Origin of the sequence: Specibacter sp. RAF43, from assembly GCF_052114065.1 — a bacterium.
Lineage (GTDB): Bacteria > Actinomycetota > Actinomycetes > Actinomycetales > Micrococcaceae > Specibacter.
Map to the genome: position 1 here is coordinate 1 of NZ_JBFREA010000037.1, position 21,486 is coordinate 21,486.

Annotated in this window: 17 protein-coding genes and 1 pseudogene; 11 read left to right on the forward strand and 7 right to left on the reverse strand. The window is 67.3% G+C overall.

Annotation, left to right across the window (positions count from 1 at the left end):
* Positions 1-305: pseudogene (locus tag AB4Y80_RS15640) on the forward strand (hypothetical protein); the annotation flags it as partial.
* A gap of 95 nt (positions 306-400) precedes the next feature.
* On the opposite strand, the gene AB4Y80_RS15645 reads toward AB4Y80_RS15640, so the two are convergent.
* Entirely contained in the window at positions 401-2,227 is a 1,827-nt protein-coding gene (locus tag AB4Y80_RS15645; RefSeq protein WP_442215269.1) for a PucR family transcriptional regulator, read from the reverse strand.
* 178 nt (positions 2,228-2,405) lie between these two features.
* Here AB4Y80_RS15645 and AB4Y80_RS15650 point away from each other — a divergent pair, with 178 nt between their 5' ends.
* Complete coding sequence (locus AB4Y80_RS15650; RefSeq protein ID WP_442215270.1) at positions 2,406-3,788, forward strand: aspartate aminotransferase family protein; 1,383 nt, start codon at positions 2,406-2,408, stop codon at positions 3,786-3,788.
* A 36-nt stretch (positions 3,789-3,824) separates the two neighbouring features.
* Here the strand turns inward: AB4Y80_RS15650 and AB4Y80_RS15655 are convergent, their stop codons facing one another.
* Both AB4Y80_RS15655 and AB4Y80_RS15660 read right to left on the reverse strand, forming a co-directional pair.
* Complete coding sequence (locus tag AB4Y80_RS15655) at positions 3,825-4,871, reverse strand: PQQ-dependent sugar dehydrogenase (RefSeq protein ID WP_442215271.1); 1,047 nt, start codon at positions 4,869-4,871, stop codon at positions 3,825-3,827.
* Between the two features lie 244 nt (positions 4,872-5,115).
* A complete protein-coding gene (locus tag AB4Y80_RS15660; RefSeq protein WP_442215272.1) occupies positions 5,116-5,886 on the reverse strand; it encodes a response regulator transcription factor in 771 nt (256 codons plus the stop codon).
* 150 nt (positions 5,887-6,036) lie between these two features.
* Between AB4Y80_RS15660 and AB4Y80_RS15665 the strand changes: the two genes are divergently transcribed.
* Entirely contained in the window at positions 6,037-7,428 is a 1,392-nt protein-coding gene (locus tag AB4Y80_RS15665; protein WP_442215273.1) for an FAD-binding oxidoreductase, read from the forward strand.
* Positions 7,429-7,484: 56 nt separating this feature from the next.
* The gene (locus tag AB4Y80_RS15670) at positions 7,485-7,679 is read left to right on the forward strand and encodes a DUF1059 domain-containing protein (RefSeq protein ID WP_442215274.1); all 195 of its coding nucleotides are present in this window, start codon (positions 7,485-7,487) and stop codon (positions 7,677-7,679) included.
* A gap of 72 nt (positions 7,680-7,751) precedes the next feature.
* Here AB4Y80_RS15670 and AB4Y80_RS15675 read toward each other — a convergent pair whose 3' ends face one another.
* Positions 7,752-8,387 carry a uracil-DNA glycosylase gene (locus AB4Y80_RS15675; protein ID WP_442215275.1) on the reverse strand — a complete coding sequence of 212 codons (636 nt, stop codon included), beginning with the start codon at positions 8,385-8,387 and terminating at the stop codon, positions 7,752-7,754.
* Between the two features lie 279 nt (positions 8,388-8,666).
* On the opposite strand from AB4Y80_RS15675, the gene AB4Y80_RS15680 reads away from it, so the two are divergent.
* Positions 8,667-9,929 carry a pyridoxal phosphate-dependent aminotransferase gene (locus tag AB4Y80_RS15680; RefSeq protein WP_442215276.1) on the forward strand — a complete coding sequence of 421 codons (1,263 nt, stop codon included), beginning with the start codon at positions 8,667-8,669 and terminating at the stop codon, positions 9,927-9,929.
* Between the two features lie 97 nt (positions 9,930-10,026).
* The gene (locus AB4Y80_RS15685) at positions 10,027-11,100 is read left to right on the forward strand and encodes an LLM class flavin-dependent oxidoreductase (protein WP_442215277.1); all 1,074 of its coding nucleotides are present in this window, start codon (positions 10,027-10,029) and stop codon (positions 11,098-11,100) included.
* A 41-nt stretch (positions 11,101-11,141) separates the two neighbouring features.
* On the opposite strand, the gene AB4Y80_RS15690 is transcribed toward AB4Y80_RS15685, so the two are convergent.
* On the reverse strand, positions 11,142-12,119 hold the full coding sequence (locus tag AB4Y80_RS15690) for a pirin family protein (RefSeq protein WP_442215278.1): 978 nt from the start codon (positions 12,117-12,119) through the stop codon (positions 11,142-11,144).
* A 194-nt stretch (positions 12,120-12,313) separates the two neighbouring features.
* On the opposite strand from AB4Y80_RS15690, the gene AB4Y80_RS15695 reads away from it, so the two are divergent.
* Together AB4Y80_RS15695 and AB4Y80_RS15700 are read left to right on the forward strand one after the other, a co-directional pair.
* Positions 12,314-13,702 (forward strand): anion permease, encoded by a 1,389-nt coding sequence (locus AB4Y80_RS15695; RefSeq protein WP_442215279.1) that lies wholly within the window; start codon positions 12,314-12,316, stop codon positions 13,700-13,702.
* A complete protein-coding gene (locus AB4Y80_RS15700; protein ID WP_442215280.1) occupies positions 13,702-14,010 on the forward strand; it encodes a hypothetical protein in 309 nt (102 codons plus the stop codon). Before AB4Y80_RS15695 ends, AB4Y80_RS15700 begins: the two co-directional genes overlap by 1 nt.
* A gap of 30 nt (positions 14,011-14,040) precedes the next feature.
* Here AB4Y80_RS15700 and AB4Y80_RS15705 read toward each other — a convergent pair whose 3' ends face one another.
* Positions 14,041-14,499 carry a hotdog fold thioesterase gene (locus AB4Y80_RS15705; RefSeq protein WP_442215281.1) on the reverse strand — a complete coding sequence of 153 codons (459 nt, stop codon included), beginning with the start codon at positions 14,497-14,499 and terminating at the stop codon, positions 14,041-14,043.
* Between the two features lie 136 nt (positions 14,500-14,635).
* Between AB4Y80_RS15705 and polA the strand changes: the two genes are divergently transcribed.
* A complete protein-coding gene (gene polA / locus AB4Y80_RS15710; protein ID WP_442215285.1) occupies positions 14,636-17,284 on the forward strand; it encodes a DNA polymerase I in 2,649 nt (882 codons plus the stop codon).
* Positions 17,285-17,319: 35 nt separating this feature from the next.
* Positions 17,320-18,672, forward strand: coding sequence for a GNAT family N-acetyltransferase (locus AB4Y80_RS15715; protein ID WP_442215282.1), 1,353 nt, complete (start codon positions 17,320-17,322; stop codon positions 18,670-18,672).
* Positions 18,673-18,694: 22 nt separating this feature from the next.
* Here the strand turns inward: AB4Y80_RS15715 and AB4Y80_RS15720 are convergent, their stop codons facing one another.
* The gene (locus AB4Y80_RS15720) at positions 18,695-19,447 is read right to left on the reverse strand and encodes an ABC transporter permease (protein ID WP_442215283.1); all 753 of its coding nucleotides are present in this window, start codon (positions 19,445-19,447) and stop codon (positions 18,695-18,697) included.
* Positions 19,448-19,689: 242 nt separating this feature from the next.
* Between AB4Y80_RS15720 and rpsA the strand changes: the two genes are divergently transcribed.
* Positions 19,690-21,168: a 30S ribosomal protein S1 gene (gene rpsA / locus AB4Y80_RS15725; protein WP_442215284.1), complete on the forward strand. Its 1,479-nt coding sequence runs from the start codon at positions 19,690-19,692 to the stop codon at positions 21,166-21,168.
* The last annotated feature ends 318 nt before the right edge of the window (positions 21,169-21,486 follow it).

A 21,486-nucleotide genomic window follows, 5' to 3' on the forward strand; every position in this document is an offset into this window, starting at 1 on the left:
CGCGACCCCGTCTGCACCGGCATCGGCTCGTCTGCACCGGCATCGGCTGCGACCACCCCGCCGCCAGCTGCGAACTAGACCACACCACCCCCTTCTACATGAACCGCTACCGCCCCGACGGCACCCTCGAACCCAAGGGCCAAACCAGCCTCGAAAACCTCCGCCCCCGTGACCGCTACTGCCACCAACTCAAAGACAACCCCCACACCGGCTGGACCATCACACCCGACGACCCCGGCCGCACCAAAACCACCACCCCCACCGGCCGCACCTACCTCCACCTCGACGACCCCGCCCCCTTCTAACCCGCCCAAACCACCACCAAGCCGCAAGAGGCCTGCACCGACAACACCTGGCCGCGGTGCCCTGCCCCATCACCGGCGTTGAATATGCTTGGCGGTCAAGCGCCCTGACCGGTTCTGGAAGTACCGGATTGTGTGCCTTCCCAAGCGATCATTGCCGCATGCAGGCCTGCGATTACCTCACCGTCCGCCAGGTCCACGCCCAAGAGGTCGGCAATTGCGTCCAACCGTTGATAGAACACTGAGCGTGACATGTGGCTGCTGGACGCGGCCAGCGTGCGGTTGCCGGGGTGTGTCAGATAGGCGCCAAGTACCTGCAGGTAGTCGGTGCCCCGGGTCGCGTCGTGATCGATCAAGGTTCCGAGGCAGCGATCCAAGTACTCTTGCAGCCGGGGATCGTCCCGCAACATATTCAGCAGGGCGCGCAGTTCGCGGGCTTGTGCCCTATGCACTGTCCCCGCCGTCGTACCCGCACCCCGCGGCACGCTTGCCAGTACCTCCAACGCCGTGGACAGCGACCCCGACAGTTCGCCCACATGGTCCACCACGGCGCCGGCTGACACCATGGCCCGGGGTGCCGCCGAGGTGGTCGCCCCTGAGGCCACGAGATCCGTGAGCCTGGCCGCAAAGGCGGTCACGGCGGCGTCCACGCCGTGGATCCCCGTGGCCGCCGCCGCGTGAGTGGGAGCCGACGGATGGGGAACTGCCCGCCTGGCCGCCGCCGGGATGGACAGTCCCACCAACAAAACGGGCCCATTCGATGTCACCCAGCTCGACACCGCGTTAAGCCCCATGGACCTGGCCAGGCGCGACACGTCGGCCGCCGTCGGGCGGTCCGGTGCGCCGACCTCCGTCGGGCCGACGCCGTCGGTGTCCCGGATACCCCGGCCGAACCGGTTGCCCCGACCGGTGCGGGACGGCGCCTCGACGCGCAGGGCCACGCCACACAACCGGCGCCCGACGACGGGCAGGCCCATGGCCTCAAAGCGCGATCTCAGGGCCGTCTCACTCCGGTACCGGCCTTGCAACAGGGCTGCAAGGAGCCAATGTTGAGAAGCCTGGGTCCAGTGGTCGGCGGTGCCGTCGGCCAGTCGGCTCAGCGACAGGGCGACGGCGGCCTGCTCCAGGACCAGCGCCCGTCCGGCCGGGTGGGCGGGACCGGAGAAGGCGATGAGATGCCCCCACCGGGTGCCGCGGGCCTCGACGGGGGTGACCAACCATCCCTCGGCGCCCAGAACCGCCGTGCGGGAGTCGTCCGCCACCACGTCCGGGCGGCCGCGATGGGCCGACCGTGAGCGGACCTCCCAGTCCGCGAGCAAGGTGGCCTCGGGGACACCGGATCCCTCAAACGCCACCACCTGGTGGGCCATGTTCTCCAGCACCACCGGGGCACCAAGTACCTCACCCAGCTGGGCCACAATGTAGTCCGCCGGGGAACCCCGCAAGCTCAAATCCGTAAATATCGCATGAACGTCGTCGCGGGCCTGCAGCGCCGCCATTTGCTCCGCGATGATGCGCCCATGCACGGCCTCGGTGATGCTGACAAATTTCACCTTGTGGTCCAGTACGATCAGGGGCAGCCCCTGGGCGGCGCAACACTCCACCAACGCGGCCGGCGCCACCTCGTAGCGGGTCCCCAGCTCCAGGACCAACCCCGCCACCTGCGCCGCCGCCAGTTCCGCGATATACCCGGAGATCCAGGCGTCACCGGCCGGCCAGCCCACGCCCGTGGCCAGCAGCAGCTCATGCCCGTCCAGCAAGTCGGCGATATCGCTGGCCTCCACCACGTGCACCCATCGCACTTCTCGTTCCAGACTTTCCGCGCCCGCAGCGACCCGGGGGAGGCCGGCGCGGAACGCCGGCAGGGCCAGCACCTCGGCGATCGTGGGCAGCAGCGCCGGACGATCCGTCCGGGGCGTGCGCATTTTCCGTTGAATTGTCAGGGCCCTTCACCTCCACGTGCGTGCCAGCATCAATAGCAGGAGCTTACCCGTCGGCCGGACAGATTGTCCGCCAACCCTGGGTCCGGCAAGGATGCCGGCACGGATTTCGGGGCGCCCACGGCATCACTCAACGGCAGATCCCCAACATAAAGGAATGTTCATGACGGAAACAATCAGCACCCACAGCGTCGAGACGTCGGGACCGGATGCCGCCGAACGCAGGGTCCGGCACAACGACCGCACCCACGTCTTGCATTCCTGGTCCGCCCAGGCAAAGATCGATCCGCTTCCGGTGGCTGGCGGCCGGGGCTCCACCTTTTGGGACTACCAGGGCAACAACTACCTGGACTTTGGTGCCCAACTCGTCAACCTGAACCTCGGTCACCAGCACCCGGACCTCGTCCAGGCGATCCAGGACCAGGCCGGCAAGATGACCACCATCGCGCCCGGGTTCGCCAACGACGTCCGCGGGGAATTGGCCGCGCTCATCGCGTCCAAGGCGCCGGGGACGCTGAACAAGGTCTTTTTCACCAACGGCGGCGCCGACGCCAATGAAAATGCCGTTCGCATGGCCCGCCAATTCACGGGGAAGTCCAAGATCCTGGCCCAGTATCGCTCCTACCACGGAGCGACGGCGACCGCCATGCAACTGACCGGCGATCCCCGCCGTTGGGCCAACGAGCCCGGCTCTGCATCCATCGCCCACTTCTTTGGCCCCTACGCCTACCGTTCGCCCTTCCACGCCACCACCCCGCAGGAGGAGACGGCCCGCGCGCTGGAGCACCTGGAAAGCGTCATCGTCCTGGAGGGTGCCTCCACGATCGGCGGCATCATCATCGAAACCGTCGTGGGCACCAACGGAATCCTGGTCCCACCGCCGGGCTACCTGCCCGGAGTGCGGGCCCTGTGCGACAAGTACGGGATCGTGTATATCGCCGACGAGGTCATGGCCGGGTTCGGCCGCATTGGCGAGTGGTTTGCGGTGGACGCGTTCGACGTCGTGCCGGACTTGATCACCTTTGCCAAGGGCGTCAATTCCGGGTACGTGCCCCTGGGCGGGGTGGTTATCAGCGACGAGATTGCGGCGATCTTCAACGACACCACCTACCCGGGCGGGCTCACCTATTCCGGACACCCCCTGGCGTGTGCGCCCGGGGTGGCGACCTTCAAGGTGTTTGAGCGCGACGGGATCCTGGCCCACGTGCGGGACCTCGGCACCCGGGTCATTGAGCCCACCCTCACATCCTGGCTCGCGAAGCACCCGAGTCTGGGCGAAGTGCGTGGCCGGGGACTGTTCTGGGCGCTGGAACTGGTGACAAACCAGGAAACCCGTGAGCCCCTGGTCCCCTTCAACGCCTCGGGAGAGCAGGCCCGGCCGATGGCCGAGGTTGCCGCCGCCTGCAAGGCCCGGGGGGTGTGGCCCATGATCAACAACAATCGCATCCACCTGTGCCCACCACTGGTCATCACCGAAGGCGAACTGCGGGAGGGGCTTGCCGCCATCGAGGAGGCCCTCGCCGTGGCCGACGGGTACGTGCGCTAGGAGAGGAAGCGGCCGCCCCGCACGCTGCGGGGCGGCCTAGGACGGCGTGAGATTGAACGCGACGATCCGGTCGTCGCCGGATGCCGGCGAGCCCCGGCCGTCCGTGTTGTTTGTCATGACCCACAGGCGGCCGTCCGGGGCGAAAACCACGTCCCGCAGCCGTCCCAGCCTGCCCGTCAAGAATGCCTGTGCCCGCGGCCTCCCGGCCAGGTCGATCACCCACAGCCGTTCCCCGCGCAGCGCGGCCATGTACAGTGTGGTGCCGCGGATGGCGATGCCGCTGGGGCTGGCCTGGTCCGTGGGCCAGACCAGCACCGGGTCGGTGAACTGCGCCAGGTCTCCCTGGTGCATCCCTTCCACCATGGGCCACCCGTAATTCCTCCCCGGCTTGATTTCGTTGAGCTCATCCCACGTGTTCTGGCCAAATTCGGAAGCCCACATGCGCCCGCGGCTGTCCCACGCTACGCCCTGCACGTTGCGGTGGCCCAGCGAATAAACCAGGCTGCCGGGGAACGGGTTGTCCGCGGGCACCCCGCCGTCGGCGGTCAGGCGCAGGATCTTGCCCGACAACGAGGAGGGGTCCTGGGCGCTGGAGCCGTTTCCGGCGTCCCCGGCCGTAGCGTACAGCATGCCGTCCGGGCCAAACACGATGCGGCCGCCGTTGTGGTTGCCGGCCTTGGCAATACCCTGCAGTATCACGGTGGCCGGGCCCAGCGACCGTGACCCCGCCCCGCCCATCAGCGGCAGGCGGACGATCCGGTTGTCGGTGGCGGTGGTCAGGTAGGCGAACACGTCAAGGCAGCCGGCGGCAGGATCCGGCCGGGGGTTCCCGTCACAGAAACCGGCCCTGGTCGCGAGCCCGAGCAGGCCGCCCTCACCGGCATGGACCACCCCGGCCACGCGTCCCACCTCGTGTTTGGCGCCCGACGCCGAGACCTCAAGCACCCGCCCCGTGTCCCGTTCGCTGACCAGCATGGTCGCGTCGGCCAAAAGCGCGATGGACCACGGCGCAGCCAGGTCCGTGGCGACGTTGGTGCCGTCGCCGGTCGGCACCGGGACACCCGTGGGCAAAACGGTCGGCACCGGCGACGGCGGCCCGTTCGTAGTCGCTGCGCACGAGGCAAGTGACAGCCCCATCGCCACGGTTAGGGCAAGGGCGGGGAGCCGGCCACCGGGGCGTCGCCCCCCGCGCCCGAACGCAATGGTCCCACGAGTCATGCGCCGAGCCTACCCCAGGCGCTCCCACAACTCGCAGGCTCCTTGCGGGTCCCTCGCGCCCGTGGGCCCACCCAGGCGCTCCCATGCGCTCCCACAACTCGCAGGCTCCTCAGGCCGGCGGGCCCACCGCGTAGTCGGCGGCCAGCCGGGCGGCCGCGGATGCGCGGTCCGTGACGCCCAGCTTGGGGTAGATGTGTTGGAGGTGCTTGGCCACGGTGCGGGGACTGCAACCAACCAACCGCGCAACGCCGGCGTTGGTTTCCCCTGCGGAAACCAGCCGGAGAATGGCCAGCTCGGTGTCCGTCAGCCGCTTTAGGGCGAGCCCGGGGTTCAGCGTGTACGGGGTCCGCCGTGCGGCGACCCGCTGCAGCTCGGCAAAGGTCTGCGCCAGCGGGCCCCGCAGGACGTTCAACACGTCCCGGTCCGTCTCGGTGAAATCGTGTCCGGCCCGGTTCAGGGCGATGCCGATCACGGTGGGCCCCGGCGCCGTGAGCGTGATGGCCATCTGGTGCTCCACGGGAATGGGGCGAAAGAAGTGCTGGTAGATATTGAGCCGGTGGAATACGGGGGCGGTGACCAGGTCGCTGATCTTGACCGGGCCGCCGTCGTGGGTGTCCCGGTAGTACTTGACCAGCGGATGCTCATGAACATGTTCGGCAAAGATCGCCCGGGTTCCAACGGCGAGGCTGCCATAGGGGTAGTCCATGTATTCCACGCCCTGCGGGCCGATCTCGTTATACGTTGCGATGTCGCAGCCGATCAGGGAGGCCAGCCTGGGCACCACGAATTCCGCAAATTGGGCGGTGCTCACCAAGGTATCCAGGCCCCCAAGCAGGTCCACCAAGGTATCTAGCTGACGAAGGGAAATATACGTTGTCATCGCCCGATTTCACTACGGTGCCTAATTTCATTTCGGTCCCAGAAACCAGCCAGGCGGACCGTGCGCAATGTGCGTATATTCTACGCCCCCGTCCGTGCCTATCCTATCGAGTGCAAGGAAAGTCCATTACGGGAAAACGAGTCGGAAACCATGGAAACAGACCAGCTGGGCACGCTTAAGGAACAATTACGCGGCACCGTGGTGACGCCGGAGGATGCGGACTATGACGACGCCCGGGCCGTCTACAACGGCATGATCGACAAACGACCCGCCGCCGTCGTGCGACCCCACAACGTTGCCGATGTCCGCACCGTCGTCCGCTTCGGCCGCGAGCAGGGCCTTGACCTGGCCATTCGGGGCGGCGGACACAGTGCACCGGGTTTTGGCACCTGCGACGGCGGACTTGTCATCGACTTCACCGGCCGCAACGGCGTGCGCGTCGACCCGGCGGCGCGCACCGCGCGCACCGAGACCGGAGCCACCTGGGCCGACTATGACCACGCCACCCACACGTTTGGCCTGGCGAGCACCGGCGGCATCATCGGCTCGACAGGCGTCGCCGGGCTGACCCTGGGGGGAGGGATCGGCTATCTCTCGCGTCGGTACGGACTGGCCTGCGACAACCTGGTGGAGGCCGACGTCGTCCTGGCCGACGGCGAATTCGTCACCGCCAGCGCGCAGTCCCACCCGGACCTGTTCTGGGCGCTGCGGGGCGGCGGCGGGAATTTCGGCGTCGTGACGTCCATGAAATTCTCCCTGCACCCCGTGGACACGGTGCACGGGGGCGTCGTCATCTTTCCCGCGGACGCGGGCCGGGAAGTGGGGGAGTTTTATCGCGACTACATTGCCAAGGCCCCGGAGGAATTCGGCGCGTTCCTGGGCTTCCACCAGGGACCCCCGGTGCCGTTCCTGCCCGAGGAGTACGTGGGGTCCCCGGTGTGCGTGGTGGTTGGCGCGTGGACCGGACCGCTCGCCGACGGCGCCAGGATGTGGGATCCGGTGCTCCAGGCCGGTCCGGTGCTGGGGTCCTTCACCGGGCCCATGCCCTATCCGGTGGTCAACTCGCTCTTTGACGCGCTCCTGCCCAAGGGGATGCAGGCGTACTGGAAGGCGGACTTCCTGGCGGACTTGAGCGATGATGCGCTCAGTGTGGCCGCCGACTTTGGCGCCCGGGTCCCGAGTGTTCAGTCGGCCAACCACTTCTACCCCATTGACGGGGCCGTGCAGCGGGTCGACCCGGACGCAACGGCCTTTGCCTACCGCGGCATGAAGTTCGCCCCGGTCATCGCCGGCATGTGGCTCGACTCCGCCGACAACGCGGCAAACACCCAGTGGGTGCGCGACTACTGGTCCGCCCTGCACCCGTTCGCGGAGCCGGGCGGCTACATCAATTTCATGGATGCCGACGACCAGGGCCGCATCCGGGATAACTACCAGGGGAACTACGCCCGCCTGGCCGGGGTCAAGGCCGCCTACGATCCCGACAACGTGTTCCACCTGAACCAGAACATTCGCCCGGACCGGGGGACCGGGCAAAAGTAGGCGCCCACCGCGGTCACGCAGGACCGTGGCAATAACAGGAAAGTAGGTGAAAGAAAATGGAACGAGTGATGATCGACTGTCGCAAGATACCCAACGATGTGGGGTGCACCTTGACCATTGCCGGCCAGGAGCAGGAAGTCCTGACGGCATCCACCGCCCATGCCGTGGCGGTGCACGGTGAAGTGGACGGTCCGAAACTCCAGGAGACGCTTCGGAGTTCGCTGGAGCCGGCGGAACACTCCATGGCCTAAGCGTCTTAAAGTCCGCCGGGGCGGCCCCGGGCGGGGGCCGCCCCGGCGGCTGTGGGCGCAACCTTGTCGGTGCTACCGGTCCTTGACGGGCAGGCCGCAGCGGGTCATCGTCTCGGCGTAGGCCGTGGCGGACTCGGCCAGCCACTGCTCCTGGCGCTCGGCGGAGCCGGCGAAGCTGCGTCCGCTCAGGGACCGCACCTTGTAGATGCCAAAGCCGCGCTTGTACAGCATGGGGCCCTGGGCCTTGAGCAGCTGGTCGGCCAGGCGGTGTGCCTCGGTGCCGTGGGCCACCAGCGACGACGCGCGCGGCACCAGGGTCATCAGCTTCACCAGCGGGCGCAGCCCCTGTTCGATCTGCGGGGCGGTGAGGCGGCCATTGACCTCACCCGGGGTGAACCACGGGTGCACATTCCAGGGCATGAAGTAACTTGGACGCATGCCGATCCGCCAGTGGATGCCCAGCAGCCGGGTGGCCGCCTGGTCGTCGCCGGCGGTGATGAACCCGCTCGGGTCCATTTCGCCCACGTTGGAGAACAAGCTGACCACGCGGCACTCGTCAACGTCGTGGACTGGATCTACATACGCAACCTGCTGCTGGGGCCGGGCCAGGGCCAAGGCGTCGCAGAGTTCGGTGATGGGCGCAATGTTCTCGTCATAACGACGGTTCCAGAGCTGGTCACGCAGTGATTCAGTAGCCACGGATTGCATTGAGGGCTTGGTCTCCTTGAGGGTAGAGATGACAGGGGCGGCACTTCCCCGAAAGTGCCTTTGTCCAACGTTTCAGTCTACCAATCAATAGTCGGTCACGGGTTCGGGCGGTTTGTGCTAGGAGCCCTCCGGGGGCCCGGATTGTGAGAATGGCCACACCGGCCGAGCCGGAGCCGGAGCCGGACCCTGCGCCGGCCCGAGCCCGGGGGATAGCAGAGGAGGACCGGCATGTGGACCGGGCCGGGCGTAACAGGGCATGCCTGTGTGAAGATGGAGTGCATGCGCCCCATGCAACACTCCAGCAAACTCGCCAACGTACGGTATGAACTGCGCGGCCCCATCCTGCACGCGGCCAAGCAGATGGAGGCGGAGGGGCACCGGATCCTGCGCATGAACTTGGGCGACACCGCGCCGTTTGGGCTCGAGGCGCCCGAATCGATCGTGGTGGACATGATCCACCACCTGCGCGGCGCCCAGGGCTACAGCGATTCGAAGGGCATCTTTTCGGCCCGGACCGCGATCTCCCAGTACTACCAAACCAAGGGCCTGATGCAGATTGGCGTCGAGGACATCTTCGTGGGCAACGGCGTCAGCGAGTTGATTTCCATGACCCTGCAGGCGTTCCTGGAAAACGGTGACGAGGTGCTGATCCCGGCTCCCGACTACCCGCTCTGGACGGCCTCGGTGACGCTGACCGGCGGTGTTCCCGTGCACTACCTGTGCGATGAGGACAGGTCGTGGTGGCCGGACATGGCCGACGTYGAGGCCAAGATCACCGCGAAGACGCGCGCCATCGTCATCATCAACCCCAACAACCCCACCGGCGCCGTCTACCCCCGGCATATCCTGGAACGCTTTGTGGAACTGGCCCGCAAACATGACCTGGTCATCTTCTCCGATGAGATTTACGAGAAGATCCTCTACGACGGCCACGAACACATCCACATGGCATCGATGTCCGACGACGTCTGCACGCTGACCTTCAGCGGCCTGTCGAAGGCCTACCGGATGCCCGGCTACCGGGCCGGGTGGGTGGCGCTGTCCGGACCGCGCGCGGCCATGGCCGACTACAAGGAATCCCTGGAGCTCATCGCCTCGCTGCGGCTGTGCTCCAACGTCCCGGCCCAGCACGCCATCCAAACCTCCCTGGGCGGCTACCAGAGTATTAACGACCTCACCAAGCCCGGCGGGCGCCTTCGCGAGCAGCGGGACCGGGCGTCCGAGCTGCTCAACGCCCTCCCCGGCGTCTCCTGCGTGCCCGCGGCCGGCGCCATGTACCTGTTCGTGAAGCTGGACGCGGACCTGTATCCGATCGACTCCGATGAGGAGTTCGTCATTGACCTGCTGCGCGACCAAAAGATCCTGGTTTCGCATGGCACCGCCTTTCACTGGCCGACACCGGACCACTTCCGCTTCGTCATCTTGCCCTCCGTCGATGACATCGAGGAGGCCGTGCGGCGGATCTCGACGTTCCTGGCCGTCTACCGCCGAAAGGCCGCCCTGGGGCGCACCGGCAGCCCGGAAACGGCGCTGCGGGAATAGCCCGGAGCGGCCCCGGGTTCCCCTCATAGATGCAAACGCATATTAATATTGCGGTCCACCGGGGCGCAATGGGACTTTAGGAAATGGCGGTAAATCGGTGGCAGCGAACGGCATTGAACCGGGCAGCATTGAACTGGGCAATATTGAACTAGGACTCGACACCTTCGGCGACGTGACCTTGGGCGCGGACGGCCGGGGGAGGCCCGCCGCGCAGGTGATTCGCGACGTCGTCGAACAGGCCGTCCTGGCCGACTCCCTGGGGCTGGACTTCTTCGGCATCGGCGAGCACCACCGCAACGACTTCGCCGTCTCCGCCCCGGACATGGTGCTGGCCGCGATCGCCGGGCAGACCCGGCGCATCCGGCTGGGCTCGGCCGTCACGGTGCTCAGCTCCGATGATCCCATCCGCGTCTTCCAACGCTTTTCCACGCTCGACGCCGTCTCCCGGGGCCGCGCCGAGGTCATCCTGGGCAGGGGCTCCTTTACCGAATCGTTCCCGCTGTTCGGCTTCGACCTGGCCCGGTATGAGGAACTGTTTGAGGAGAAACTCCAGCTGTTCGCCGAGCTCCGCAAGCAGGGCCCCGTGACGTGGAGCGGAAGCACCCGCCCCGCCCTGAACGAGCAAATGGTGTACCCGCACACCGAGTCGGGTCCGTTGAAAACGTGGGTGGCCGTCGGCGGCAGCCCGCAGTCGGTGGTGCGCGCCGCGCACTACGGCCTGCCCCTGATGCTGGCGATCATCGGCGGGGAACCGCTGCAGTTTGCGCCGTTCGTGGAGCTCTACCACCGGGCGCTGGGCGAATTTGGCCAGCCCCAACAGCCCGTCGGCGTGCACTCGCCCGGCCACGTTGCCGCCACCGACGCCCAGGCACGGGAGGAACTGTGGCCGCACTATGCCGCCATGCATCAACGGATCGGCCGCGATCGCGGCTGGCCGCCGCTGACCCGCGCCCAATTCGACGCCACGGCCGGCCCCGACGGCGCCCTGGTCGTCGGGTCGCCCGAGACGGTGGCCGGCAAGATCACCAAGGTGGCCCGGGCGCTGGGGCTGTCCCGCTTTGACATGAAATACAGCCACGGGACGCTGCCGCACGATGCCATGCTCCGCAGCATTGAGCTGTACGGCAAGGAAGTGGCGCCCATGGTCAAGGAAAACCTCCGCGTCGGGTAGGGACTTTCGAACCCGCCGGAGAAGGAGCTTAATTGCGCCGCTCAACCCGCCGGCGGGTTGTTGCGCGGGCGAAGCTTCACCGTCGGCAGCTCCGGGGCCGGCAGGGGAGACCCCGCGTCTCCGGCCGGCAGGCCGAACCGGACGCCGGCCCCCGCCCCGATCTCCGCCTGCCACGCATCGCGGAACGCCACGATCTCCTCGTGGCTGCGGCCCACGAAATTCCACCACATGAGGATCGACTCGCCCAGCGGGGCGCCCCCGATCATCAGGATCCTGGCCGGGGCCGGTCCGGCCGTGAGGGTCAGCGCCGTCCGGCCGGGACCGAGGTACCCCAGTTCGCCGCGGGAGAGGTCCTGGGCGTCCACGGAGACGCTGCCCGAGTCCACCAAAAAGCCGTGCTCGAATCCGGCCTGGACGTCCAGGGTGAGGCGGGCCCCGGCGTCGAGAACAAGTTCGGCGCCCATGAGGGGTGAGAACGTCATCACCGGGGACACGCTCCCGGCCAGCGTGCCCAGGAATACCCGCAGCACGGCACCGGGCAGCCGCACCGGCGCGGGCCGGTAGTGCTCAAAGCCCGGATCGGAAAACCGGGAACCCTCAGGAAGCGCAATCCACAACTGGGCACCGTGGAGCACCGTGGTCCCCGGGGTGGAATATTCCGAGTGGCTGATGCCGCGCCCGGCCGTCATGAGGTTGAGTTCCCCCGGCCGCACGACGGCGCGATATCCGGCGCTGTCGGCATGGTCGATCTCCCCGGAAAACAGCCAACTCACCGTCTGCAACCCGGTATGCGGGTGCGGCGGCACGGCCATACCGCCCGTGCCCGCCACGTCGTCGGGGCCGTAGTGGTCCACGAAGCACCAGGCGCCGATGAGGGAGCGGGAGCGCTGGGGCAGCGTACGCCGGACGGTCATGGCCCGCGGACCGCCCAGCGGCACGTCGCGGGGCAACAGCACCTCCACGGCGCCCGGACTGCTGGGGCACGTCAGTTCCACGGGCCGGGCCTCCAGATTGCTCACGACATCCACTCCCTTGTGCTCAAGCTCACAGCGGCCAATCGGCGGTGCCGGCCGCCCGCGCGTGCCCGCGCGCCGGACCAAAGGTGCGCCAAATGCCGCCCCGGGCCGCCAATTCCGACGTCAACGTTCGCCGCCGTGTTTATCAGACTAGACTCTTTTCAGTTCGCAATTGCTCCCATTAGATTGGATCGCGGGTGGATCTCACCTTCATGGTTGTGCTCGTCATAGCACTGGCCCTTTTCTTTGATTTCACGAACGGCTTTCATGACACCGCCAATGCCATGGCCACACCCATCGCCACCGGAGCCATCAAGCCAAAGACGGCCGTAGCCCTGGCCGCGATCCTGAACCTGGTGGGCGCCTTCCTTTCCACGGAGGTGGCCAAGACCATCTCCGGGGGCATCATCAACGAATCCGGCCCCAACGGCATCGCCATCACCCCCGTGATGATCTTCGCCGGGCTGATGGGCGCCGTGCTGTGGAACCTGTTCACCTGGCTGCTGGGCCTGCCGTCCAGTTCCTCGCACGCCCTCTTTGGCGGCCTGATCGGTGCGGCCATCGTGGGCACCTGGTCCTTCGGTGCCGTCAATTTCATGGTGGTCCTGTCCAAGGTCATCTTCCCGGCCCTCCTGGCCCCGGCCGTTGCCGGCCTGGTGGCCTACGTGTGCACCAAGATGGCCTACGCCATTACCCGCCGTTCCGACCCGGACTCCGGCGACAAGCGCACGCAAAAGCGCGCCGGATTCCGGCATGGCCAGGTCTTTAGCTCCTCCCTGGTGGCCCTGGCCCACGGCACCAATGACGCCCAGAAGACCATGGGTGTCATCACCCTGGTCCTGATCGCCTCGCAGCTGCAGGAACCGGGCACCGGCCCGCACATCTGGGTCATCGCAGCCTGCGCCCTCGCCATCGCCGGCGGCACCTACGCCGGCGGCTGGCGCATCATCCGCACCCTCGGCTCCGGCCTCACCGACGTCAAGCCGGCGCAGGGCTTCGCCGCGGAAACAAGCACGGCCGCCGCGATCCTCGCCTCCAGCCACCTCGGCTTCGCCCTGTCCACCACGCACGTGGCCTCCGGTTCGGTCATCGGCTCCGGACTCGGCCGCCGCGGCTCCACCGTCCGGTGGGGCGCCATCGGCAAGATCAGCCTCGGCTGGCTGTTCACCCTGCCGGCCGCCGCCGTCGTCGGCGGACTGGCCGCGCTGATCATCCGCACCGGCACCGTCGGGGTGGTCATCGTCGCCGTCCTGGGCCTGGGCGCCATCTCGACCATGTTTATCCTGTCCCAGCGCGAAACCGTTGACCACACCAACGCCATCAGCGACGTTGACGCGGTCGGGGAGGCGCTGCACATCCCCAGCAAGAAGGAACGCGACCGGCTGGCCGCCAGGGCCCGCGCCGCGGAGAAATTGGCGGAAAAGGCGGCCCGGCGCGCCGCCGAAACGGCCGTCATCCGCGCCAGGGCCCAGGCCGCCCTGGACCAGGCCGACACCGCCGTCCTAAAGGCCATGACGAAGGCCGCCGCCGGGGGATCGCCCAAGTCCGGCAAGGGCAAGAAGCAAACAGCGAAGAAGGGTAAGTAATGCAGTTTGCCACCAGTGCAATGCAAGCGGCACAAACCGCCAACAAGGTATCAATCGACTGGCTGGGCTTTGTCGTCGTTGCCGTCGTCACCCTCGTCGGGGCCGGCTTCGTGGTCGGCATGTTCTCCCTGGGCGTGCGCCTGACCGCCGTGAGCACCGACAACCGGGCCCAGGTCAACCAGGCCGCCCGGTGGGGGTCCTACCTCTGCTTTGGCTGCTGCGGGCTGGCCGTGCTGGCCGGCATCGTGTTGATCGTTCCGGTCTTTTACCAGACGGCCGCCGGCTGGTTCGGCCTCGGCGTCAACTAGGCTCCGCCCCGCCCCGTGGGCGCCCCGCCCTCAGGCGTCCAGGATCATGTTGGTGATGCGGGCCGTGGAGAGCTTGTGTCCGGCCTCATCGGTCATGACCACCTCGTGCGTGACCAGCGTCCGGCCCAGGTGAAGGGCCGTGGCCGTGCCGGTGACCACGCCGGCGGTGATGCCGCGATGGTGGGTTGCCCCGATCTCGATGCCGACGGCGCGCCGGCCGGGCCCGGCATGGAGGGCGGCGGCAAACGAGCCCAGCGTCTCGGCCAACACCAGGTGCGCCCCGCCGTGCAACAGCCCGGCCACTTGCGTGTTGCCCGCCACGGGCATGGTGGCCGTCATGAGCTCCGCGCTCATGTGCGTAAACCGGATCCCCAGCTTCACCACCAGGGCGCCCACGCCCATGGTGGCCAGCCATGGGTGCAGCTCGGCCGGGACGCCCGCGGCGGTGAGTTCCTCGGTGAACGGGTTCGGTGTGTAAATGTTGGTCATGATGACTAGGCTGGCACCTGTGAGTGAATCTGCCAAGACGGCCCCCCCGATCCCTGTTCCCGCCCCCACCGGCGCCACCGCCGCCGGGCCCGGAAACGGCGACACGCCGCGCCTGCTGGTCATTGACGGCCACTCCATGGCGTTCCGGGCGTTTTACGCGCTGCCGCCGGAAAATTTTGCCACCGACTCCGGCCAGCACACCAATGCCGTGCACGGATTCACCTCCATGCTCCTGACCATGATCCGCCAGCAAAAGCCCACGCACGTGGTGGTGGCGTTCGACCTGGACACGCCCACGTTCCGCTCCGAGGAATACGCCGACTACAAGGGCGGACGCAACAAGACGCCGGAGGAGTTTTACGGACAGATCGACCTGATCATCAAGGTCATGGCGGCCATGCGCATCCCCACCATTTCCGTGGACGGATTCGAGGCCGACGACATCATCGCCACCCTATCCACCCAGGGCGAGGCCGCCGGCTGGGACGTGCTGGTGGTCTCCGGGGACCGGGACGCCTTCCAGCTGATCACCGACAAGGTGCTGGTGCTCTACCCCAAGAAGGGCATCTCCGACATCCCCGCCATGGACGCGGCCGCCATCGAGGCCAAGTACTTCGTGCCGCCCAACCGGTATTCGGACCTGGCCGCCCTGGTGGGCGAGACCGCCGACAACCTGCCCGGCGTGCCCGGGGTCGGCCCCAAGACGGCCGCGAAGTGGATCAATCTCTATGGCGGCCTGGAGGGCATCCTGGCCAACCTGGACGCCATCGGCGGCAAGGTGGGGGAGTCGCTGCGCGAGCACGTCGAGAACGTCAAGCGCAATCGCCGGCTCAACCACCTGCTCCGGGACATGGAGCTGCCCGTGCCGCTGGCGGAGATGGTGCTGCGCGCCCCCGACCGCGAACAGGTGGAGGAGCTCTTTGACGCGCTCCAGTTCAATACGCTGCGCAAACGCCTCTTTGACATGTTCGGCGAGGAGGAGGCGGCCGACGACGGCGAGGGCCACCAGGTGCCCGCCCACCGGGTCGTCACCGACGCCGCCGAACTGCGGGCCTGGTTGGCCCGGGACACCGCGGCACCGGTCACCGGCACCGCGAAGACGGCCGTGGACGTCTTGGCCGAGCGCGTGGGCCTGATGAGCGAGGCCACCGCGGTGGCGCTGGTGCGCACGGACTCGGCCGTCGTCGTCGAACTCGGCACCGCGGATGCGGACCTGGACCGGGAACTGGGCCTGTGGCTCGGCGACCCCGCGGCGCCCAAGGTGGTCCACGAGTACAAGGAGGCCCTGAAGGCGCTGGCCGTGCGCGGCATGACGCTGGCCGGGGTGGTCGACGACACGTCCCTCTCCGGCTACCTCATCCAGCCGGATCGGCGCAGCTACGACCTCCCCTCGCTGAGCCAGGTGCACCTGAAGGTCACGCTGGCCGCCACCGGGCAGGAGAGCGGCCAGCTTGACCTAGGCCTGGAGGGGGACGCGAAGGCGGCCGACGCCGTGCAGCACGGCTATGTCGCCCTGCTGCTGAGCGAACATTTTGCCCCCATGCTGGCCGAACGCGGGGCGGCCGCCCTGCTCACCGAGCTGGAACTGCCGCTGGCCGCCGTGCTGGCCGAGATGGAATTGACCGGCATCGCCATCTCCCAGGAGCGGCTGGACACGCTCATGGCGGACTTCACCGCCACCATGAACGCGGCCCAGGCGGCGGCCTTCGCGGCCATCGGGCACGAGGTGAACCTCGGTTCCCCCAAGCAGCTGCAGGAGGTGCTCTTTGAGGAACTCCAGCTGCCCAAGACGAAGAAGATCAAGACCGGCTACACCACCGATGCCGCATCGCTGAAGGCGCTGCTGGAAAAGACCGGGCACGAATTCCTCGCCCAGCTCATGGCCCACCGCGAGGCGTCCAAGCTGCGCCAGATGGTGGAGACGTTGAAGAAGTCCGTCGCCGACGACGGCCGGATCCACACCACCTATGCGCAAAACGTCGCCGCCACCGGGCGCCTGTCCTCCAACAACCCGAACCTGCAAAACATCCCCATCCGCACCGAGGAGGGCCGGCGGGTGCGCGACATGTTCGTGGTCGGCGAGGGCTATGAGTGCCTGCTGGCGGCGGACTATTCGCAAATCGAGATGCGCATCATGGCCCACTTGTCCGGGGACGCCGGCCTCATCCAGGCCTACGCCGAGGGCGAGGACCTGCACCGCTATGTCGGCTCCCACGTCTTCGGGGTGGCGCCGGAGGAGGTCACCGCGGCCATGCGCTCCAAGGTCAAGGCGATGTCCTACGGCCTGGCCTACGGGCTGACCAGCTTTGGTCTGTCCAAGCAGCTGGAAATCTCCGTCGACGAGGCCCGGACCCTGGTCAAGGACTACTTCGACAGGTTTGGCGGGGTGCGCGACTACCTCCGCGGCGTCGTCGAACAGGCCCGCATCGACGGGTACACGTCCACCATCGAGGGCCGGCGCCGCTACCTGCCGGATCTCTCCAGCACGGACCGGCAACTGCGGGAGCTGGCCGAGCGGGTGGCCCTGAACTCGCCCATCCAGGGGTCGGCGGCGGACATCATCAAGCACGCCATGCTTAACGTCGCAGGCGCCCTGGCGGAGCAGGGCCTGAAGTCCCGCATGCTCCTGCAGGTCCATGATGAACTGGTGTTGGAGGTGTGGCCGGGGGAGCGGGAGGCCGTGGAGTCGCTCGTCGTCGCCGCGATGGGCGCCGCCGCCGATCTCCTGGTTCCCCTGGAAGTCCAGGTCGGCGTCGGCTCCAGCTGGAACGACGCCGGACACTGACGGACACCCCCACCCCGCCTATCGAAGGGATCACCATGAGCACGGAGCGCGACACCTCCAACCCGCGATCGTTCCCATACGCGTTGCGGAGCTTCCCCGTTCGCCTGGCCGACGGGCTGGTTCCGGACGAGGTGGCCAGGTGGTCCCAGGCCGTGTCCCTGGGATTCTACGGAAACGTGCCCAGCGAAGCGGATCTGGAAAAATACGCCACCATGGAGCAGGTGGACGGGCGCATGGCCACGGGGGCCTATCTCATCGACGCCGCCACGCCCGCGGGGGCCTGGGGTCCGGAGTACCCGGTGGCCACCTATGCCTACCACCGCAAGAACCTGAATGTGGGGGGCGGGACGCTGCTGCCCGTCCACCAGATCATGGCCGTGACCGTGCGGCCCAGCCACCGCCGCCGCGGGATCCTGCGCGCCATGATCAGCTCCGACCTGGCCCAGGCGAAGGCCGCGGGAATCCCGCTGGCCGCCCTGACGGCGTCAGAGGCCACGATCTACGGCCGGTTCGGCTTTGGCGTGGCCACGCAGGCGTGCACGGTGGAGGTCGCCAGCCGGGGAGGGATCGCCTTCCACAACCCCGGCGCCGCCTCGCAGGGCACCGTTGAGGTGGCCGAAGTCCTGCTGGTCCGGGACCTGCACAACGAGATCTTTAGCCGCGTCCACGCCGCCACGTACGGTTCGATCGGCCGGCAGGACATGTACCGCCTGCTGGCCTCCGGCCAAGTCAGCTACGCCTCCATGGAACCGGCAAGAAACATTCGCGCCGCCATGCACTACGACTCGACCGGGGCCGTGGACGGGTACGTCACCTACAAGCCGGATGAGGACGCAACGCCGGCGACGGTCACGATCGTGGACCTGTTGGCGGCGGGCGAGGGAGCCTACCTTGCCCTCTGGAACTATCTGGGCTCCCTGGATCTCATCGAGCGCATCACCTGGGACATGGCCCCCGAGGTGGACTCGCTGGAATGGGCCATGGCGGCCAGGCGGGACTACAAGCGGACCGGGACCGAGGACCACCTGTGGCTGCGCATCCTGGATGTCCCGGCGGCCCTGGCGGGCAGGAAATACTGGGCGGAAGGGACCGTGCAATTTCAGGTCACGGATCCGCTGGGCCATGTCAGCGGCGTCTATCGCCTCAGCGTCAAGGCCGGCACGGCGACCGTCCACGCGCTTTCCCAGGACCCGACAGGAGAGCTGCCCGACCCGGCAACACAGGTGGTGCTGGGAGTCAGTGAACTCTCCAGCTTGTATTTGGGCGGGGTATCGGCGCGGACGCTGGCGGCCGCGGGACGGATCACCGTGCTGCACCCCGGCGGCGCGGATGCCCTGGACGCGCTTTTCCAGTCCCCGGTCCGCGCCCACGCCCTGACCGACTTCTAGGGGCTACCCTCTCCTTCCAGGCCTATCGTCGCCCGGGGCTCCACGCCCCACGGCAGCTTAGCCACAACGTGGCGGCGGCGGCCGCAGCGTTGACCACCAGCAGCGAAATCAACACCAGCAGCTGGATCAAGCCCGCGTCCAGGGGTGCGGCACCGCCGAGGATCATGCCAACGAACGCGCCGGGCAGCGTGACCAACCCGGCCGTGCGGGTCTGGTCCACGGACGGCAGCACGGCCTCGCCGGCCACGGGCTTGGCCACCATGGACCGGGCGGCCGGCCACTCGAGGCCCAAAGCCACGGCGGCCTCCACCTCGCCGGCCCGCAACGCCAGCTCATCGCGAATGCGCCGGCCGCTGAGCGTCACCGTGGCCATGGCCCCGCCAATCTGCTGGCCCAGGACGGCAATGATGGCCAAGGCGCTGAACGGCAGGACGCCCAGGCCAAACATCAACGCCGCAACGGGCAGGACGCCCGCGGCGATCGGGACCGCCGCCATCCACCACCGGCCCGCCGGCGCCACCCGCCGCCCCGACGTCCACGCGCCCACCACGAACATCAGGGCCACAAACGCGAACGCCCACACGCCCCGGCCGGAAAGGAACGCAATGACCAGGGCGACCGCGGCCAGCTGGATCAGCGCGCGCAGCCCGGCCACGACCATCTGCAGCGGCGGGCGATCCAGCGCCGCACGCCACAGAATGGCCGCCAACACGAGCAGGACCAACAGCAAAAACCATGCGTTGGCGCCCAAAACCAGCAGGGTCGAATTCTCCACAAACGCAATTATCGCCGTCGTGCGCGGCTTTTGCGCTCCTTGGCGTGAGCAACTAGACTAAACGGGCATGTAATGCGTGGATTGGGCCGGCCTACCCGGCGCGAGTCACAGGGTGCGTGCCAATTTTTGCCGCAGGAACCCCTGCAATCATAATAATTCCAGGCCCGCCGGCCGGCCGTGACATGTCACGGCGGCGGAACGGGCCCGGCGAAACCAACTATCCACATCGGAGCCCCTACTACATGACCATCACGACCCACGAGAAGACTAGTACCCCTGTTGTCGCCATCAATGACATCGGTACTGCTGAAGARTTCCTCGCCGCAGTGGACGCAACCATCAAGTACTTCAATGACGGCGATCTCGTCGAAGGCATTGTTGTCAAGGTTGACCGCGACGAAGTTCTGCTCGACATCGGTTACAAGACCGAAGGCGTCATCCCCTCCCGTGAACTCTCCATCAAGCACGACGTCGACCCCGGGGACGTTGTCTCCGTGGGCGACCAGGTCGAAGCCTTGGTGCTCACGAAGGAAGATAAAGAAGGCCGCCTGATTCTCTCCAAGAAGCGCGCGCAGTACGAGCGCGCCTGGGGCGACATCGAGAAGGTCAAGGAAGAAGACGGCGTCGTCACCGGTACCGTCATCGAGGTGGTCAAGGGTGGTCTTATCCTCGACATCGGCCTGCGCGGCTTCCTGCCCGCATCGCTGGTCGAGATGCGCCGTGTGCGCGACCTGGCTCCGTACATCGGCCAGCAGATCGAGGCCAAGATCATCGAGCTGGACAAGAACCGCAACAACGTGGTCCTCTCCCGCCGTGCCTGGCTCGAGCAGACCCAGTCCGAGGTTCGCTCCACGTTCTTGAACAAGCTGGAAAAGGGCCAGGTTCGTCCCGGCGTTGTTTCCTCCATCGTCAACTTCGGTGCGTTCGTGGACCTGGGCGGCGTCGACGGCCTGGTTCACGTCTCCGAGCTGTCCTGGAAGCACATCGACCACCCGTCCGAGGTCGTCGAGGTTGGCCAGGAAGTCACCGTCGAGGTGCTCGAGGTGGACCTGGACCGCGAGCGTGTCTCGCTCTCGCTCAAGGCTACGCAGGAAGACCCGTGGCAGACCTTCGCCCGCACCCACGCCCTCGGGCAGGTTGTGCCGGGCAAGGTCACCAAACTGGTTCCGTTCGGTGCGTTCGTGCGCGTCGAAGACGGCATCGAGGGCCTGGTGCACATCTCCGAGCTGGCCGTCCGCCACGTGGAGCTGGCCGAGCAGGTTGTCTCCGTTGGCGACGAACTGTTCGTCAAGGTCATCGACATCGACCTGGAACGCCGCCGCATCTCGCTGTCCCTCAAGCAGGCCAACGAGGGCGTCGACATCGACTCCACCGAGTTCGACCCGGCCCTGTACGGCATGGTTGCCGAGTACGACGAGGCCGGCAACTACAAGTACCCGGAGGGCTTCGACTCCGAGTCCAACGAGTGGCTTGAGGGCTACGAGACCCAGCGCGCCGTGTGGGAGCAGCAGTACGCCGACGCCCAGACCCGTTGGGAAGCCCACAAGAAGCAGGTTGCCCAGCACGCCGCTGAGGATGCCGCAGCCGACGGATCCGGAGACGGTGGCGAGTCCGCAGGGACCAGCTACTCCTCCGAGCCCGCCGCAACGGATGCCGGCGCCGGCACCCTGGCATCCGACGAGGCCCTCGCCGCCCTGCGCGAGAAGCTCACCGGAAACTAATTTCCACCAGCGCCGCCTGACGGCAGCGTGAGAGAGGCGGGTCCCACCATCTGGCGGGACCCGCCTTTTTGCGTGCATCGCGACCAACCCGCCGTTCGCCCGTCGCAACTGATCCGCGGTTCGCACGTCGTGACTGACCCGCAATAGATGTCGAATAATCGCGAAATTTCGCGATTATTCGACATCTATTGCGGGACCCTTCTATGTTTGTCAAGCGGTGTTGAGGGTTGCTGATTGTGAGTTGAAGGTTCGGTAGACGCGGCGGGCGAGGTAGCGTTTGAGGCAGCGGCGGATTTCCTTGGCTGTTCGTCCTTGGGC

Coding starts and splice junctions, on each gene's coding strand:
- AB4Y80_RS15645 (WP_442215269.1), bottom strand. CDS start 2,227: ATGCGCACGCCCCGGACGGATCGTCCGGCGCTGCTGCCCACGATCGCC.
- AB4Y80_RS15650 (WP_442215270.1), top strand. CDS start 2,406: ATGACGGAAACAATCAGCACCCACAGCGTCGAGACGTCGGGACCGGAT.
- AB4Y80_RS15660 (WP_442215272.1), bottom strand. CDS start 5,886: ATGACAACGTATATTTCCCTTCGTCAGCTAGATACCTTGGTGGACCTG.
- AB4Y80_RS15665 (WP_442215273.1), top strand. CDS start 6,037: ATGGAAACAGACCAGCTGGGCACGCTTAAGGAACAATTACGCGGCACC.
- AB4Y80_RS15670 (WP_442215274.1), top strand. CDS start 7,485: ATGGAACGAGTGATGATCGACTGTCGCAAGATACCCAACGATGTGGGG.
- AB4Y80_RS15675 (WP_442215275.1), bottom strand. CDS start 8,387: ATGCAATCCGTGGCTACTGAATCACTGCGTGACCAGCTCTGGAACCGT.
- AB4Y80_RS15700 (WP_442215280.1), top strand. CDS start 13,702: ATGCAGTTTGCCACCAGTGCAATGCAAGCGGCACAAACCGCCAACAAG.
- AB4Y80_RS15705 (WP_442215281.1), bottom strand. CDS start 14,499: ATGACCAACATTTACACACCGAACCCGTTCACCGAGGAACTCACCGCC.
- polA (WP_442215285.1), top strand. CDS start 14,636: ATGGCGTTCCGGGCGTTTTACGCGCTGCCGCCGGAAAATTTTGCCACC.
- AB4Y80_RS15715 (WP_442215282.1), top strand. CDS start 17,320: ATGAGCACGGAGCGCGACACCTCCAACCCGCGATCGTTCCCATACGCG.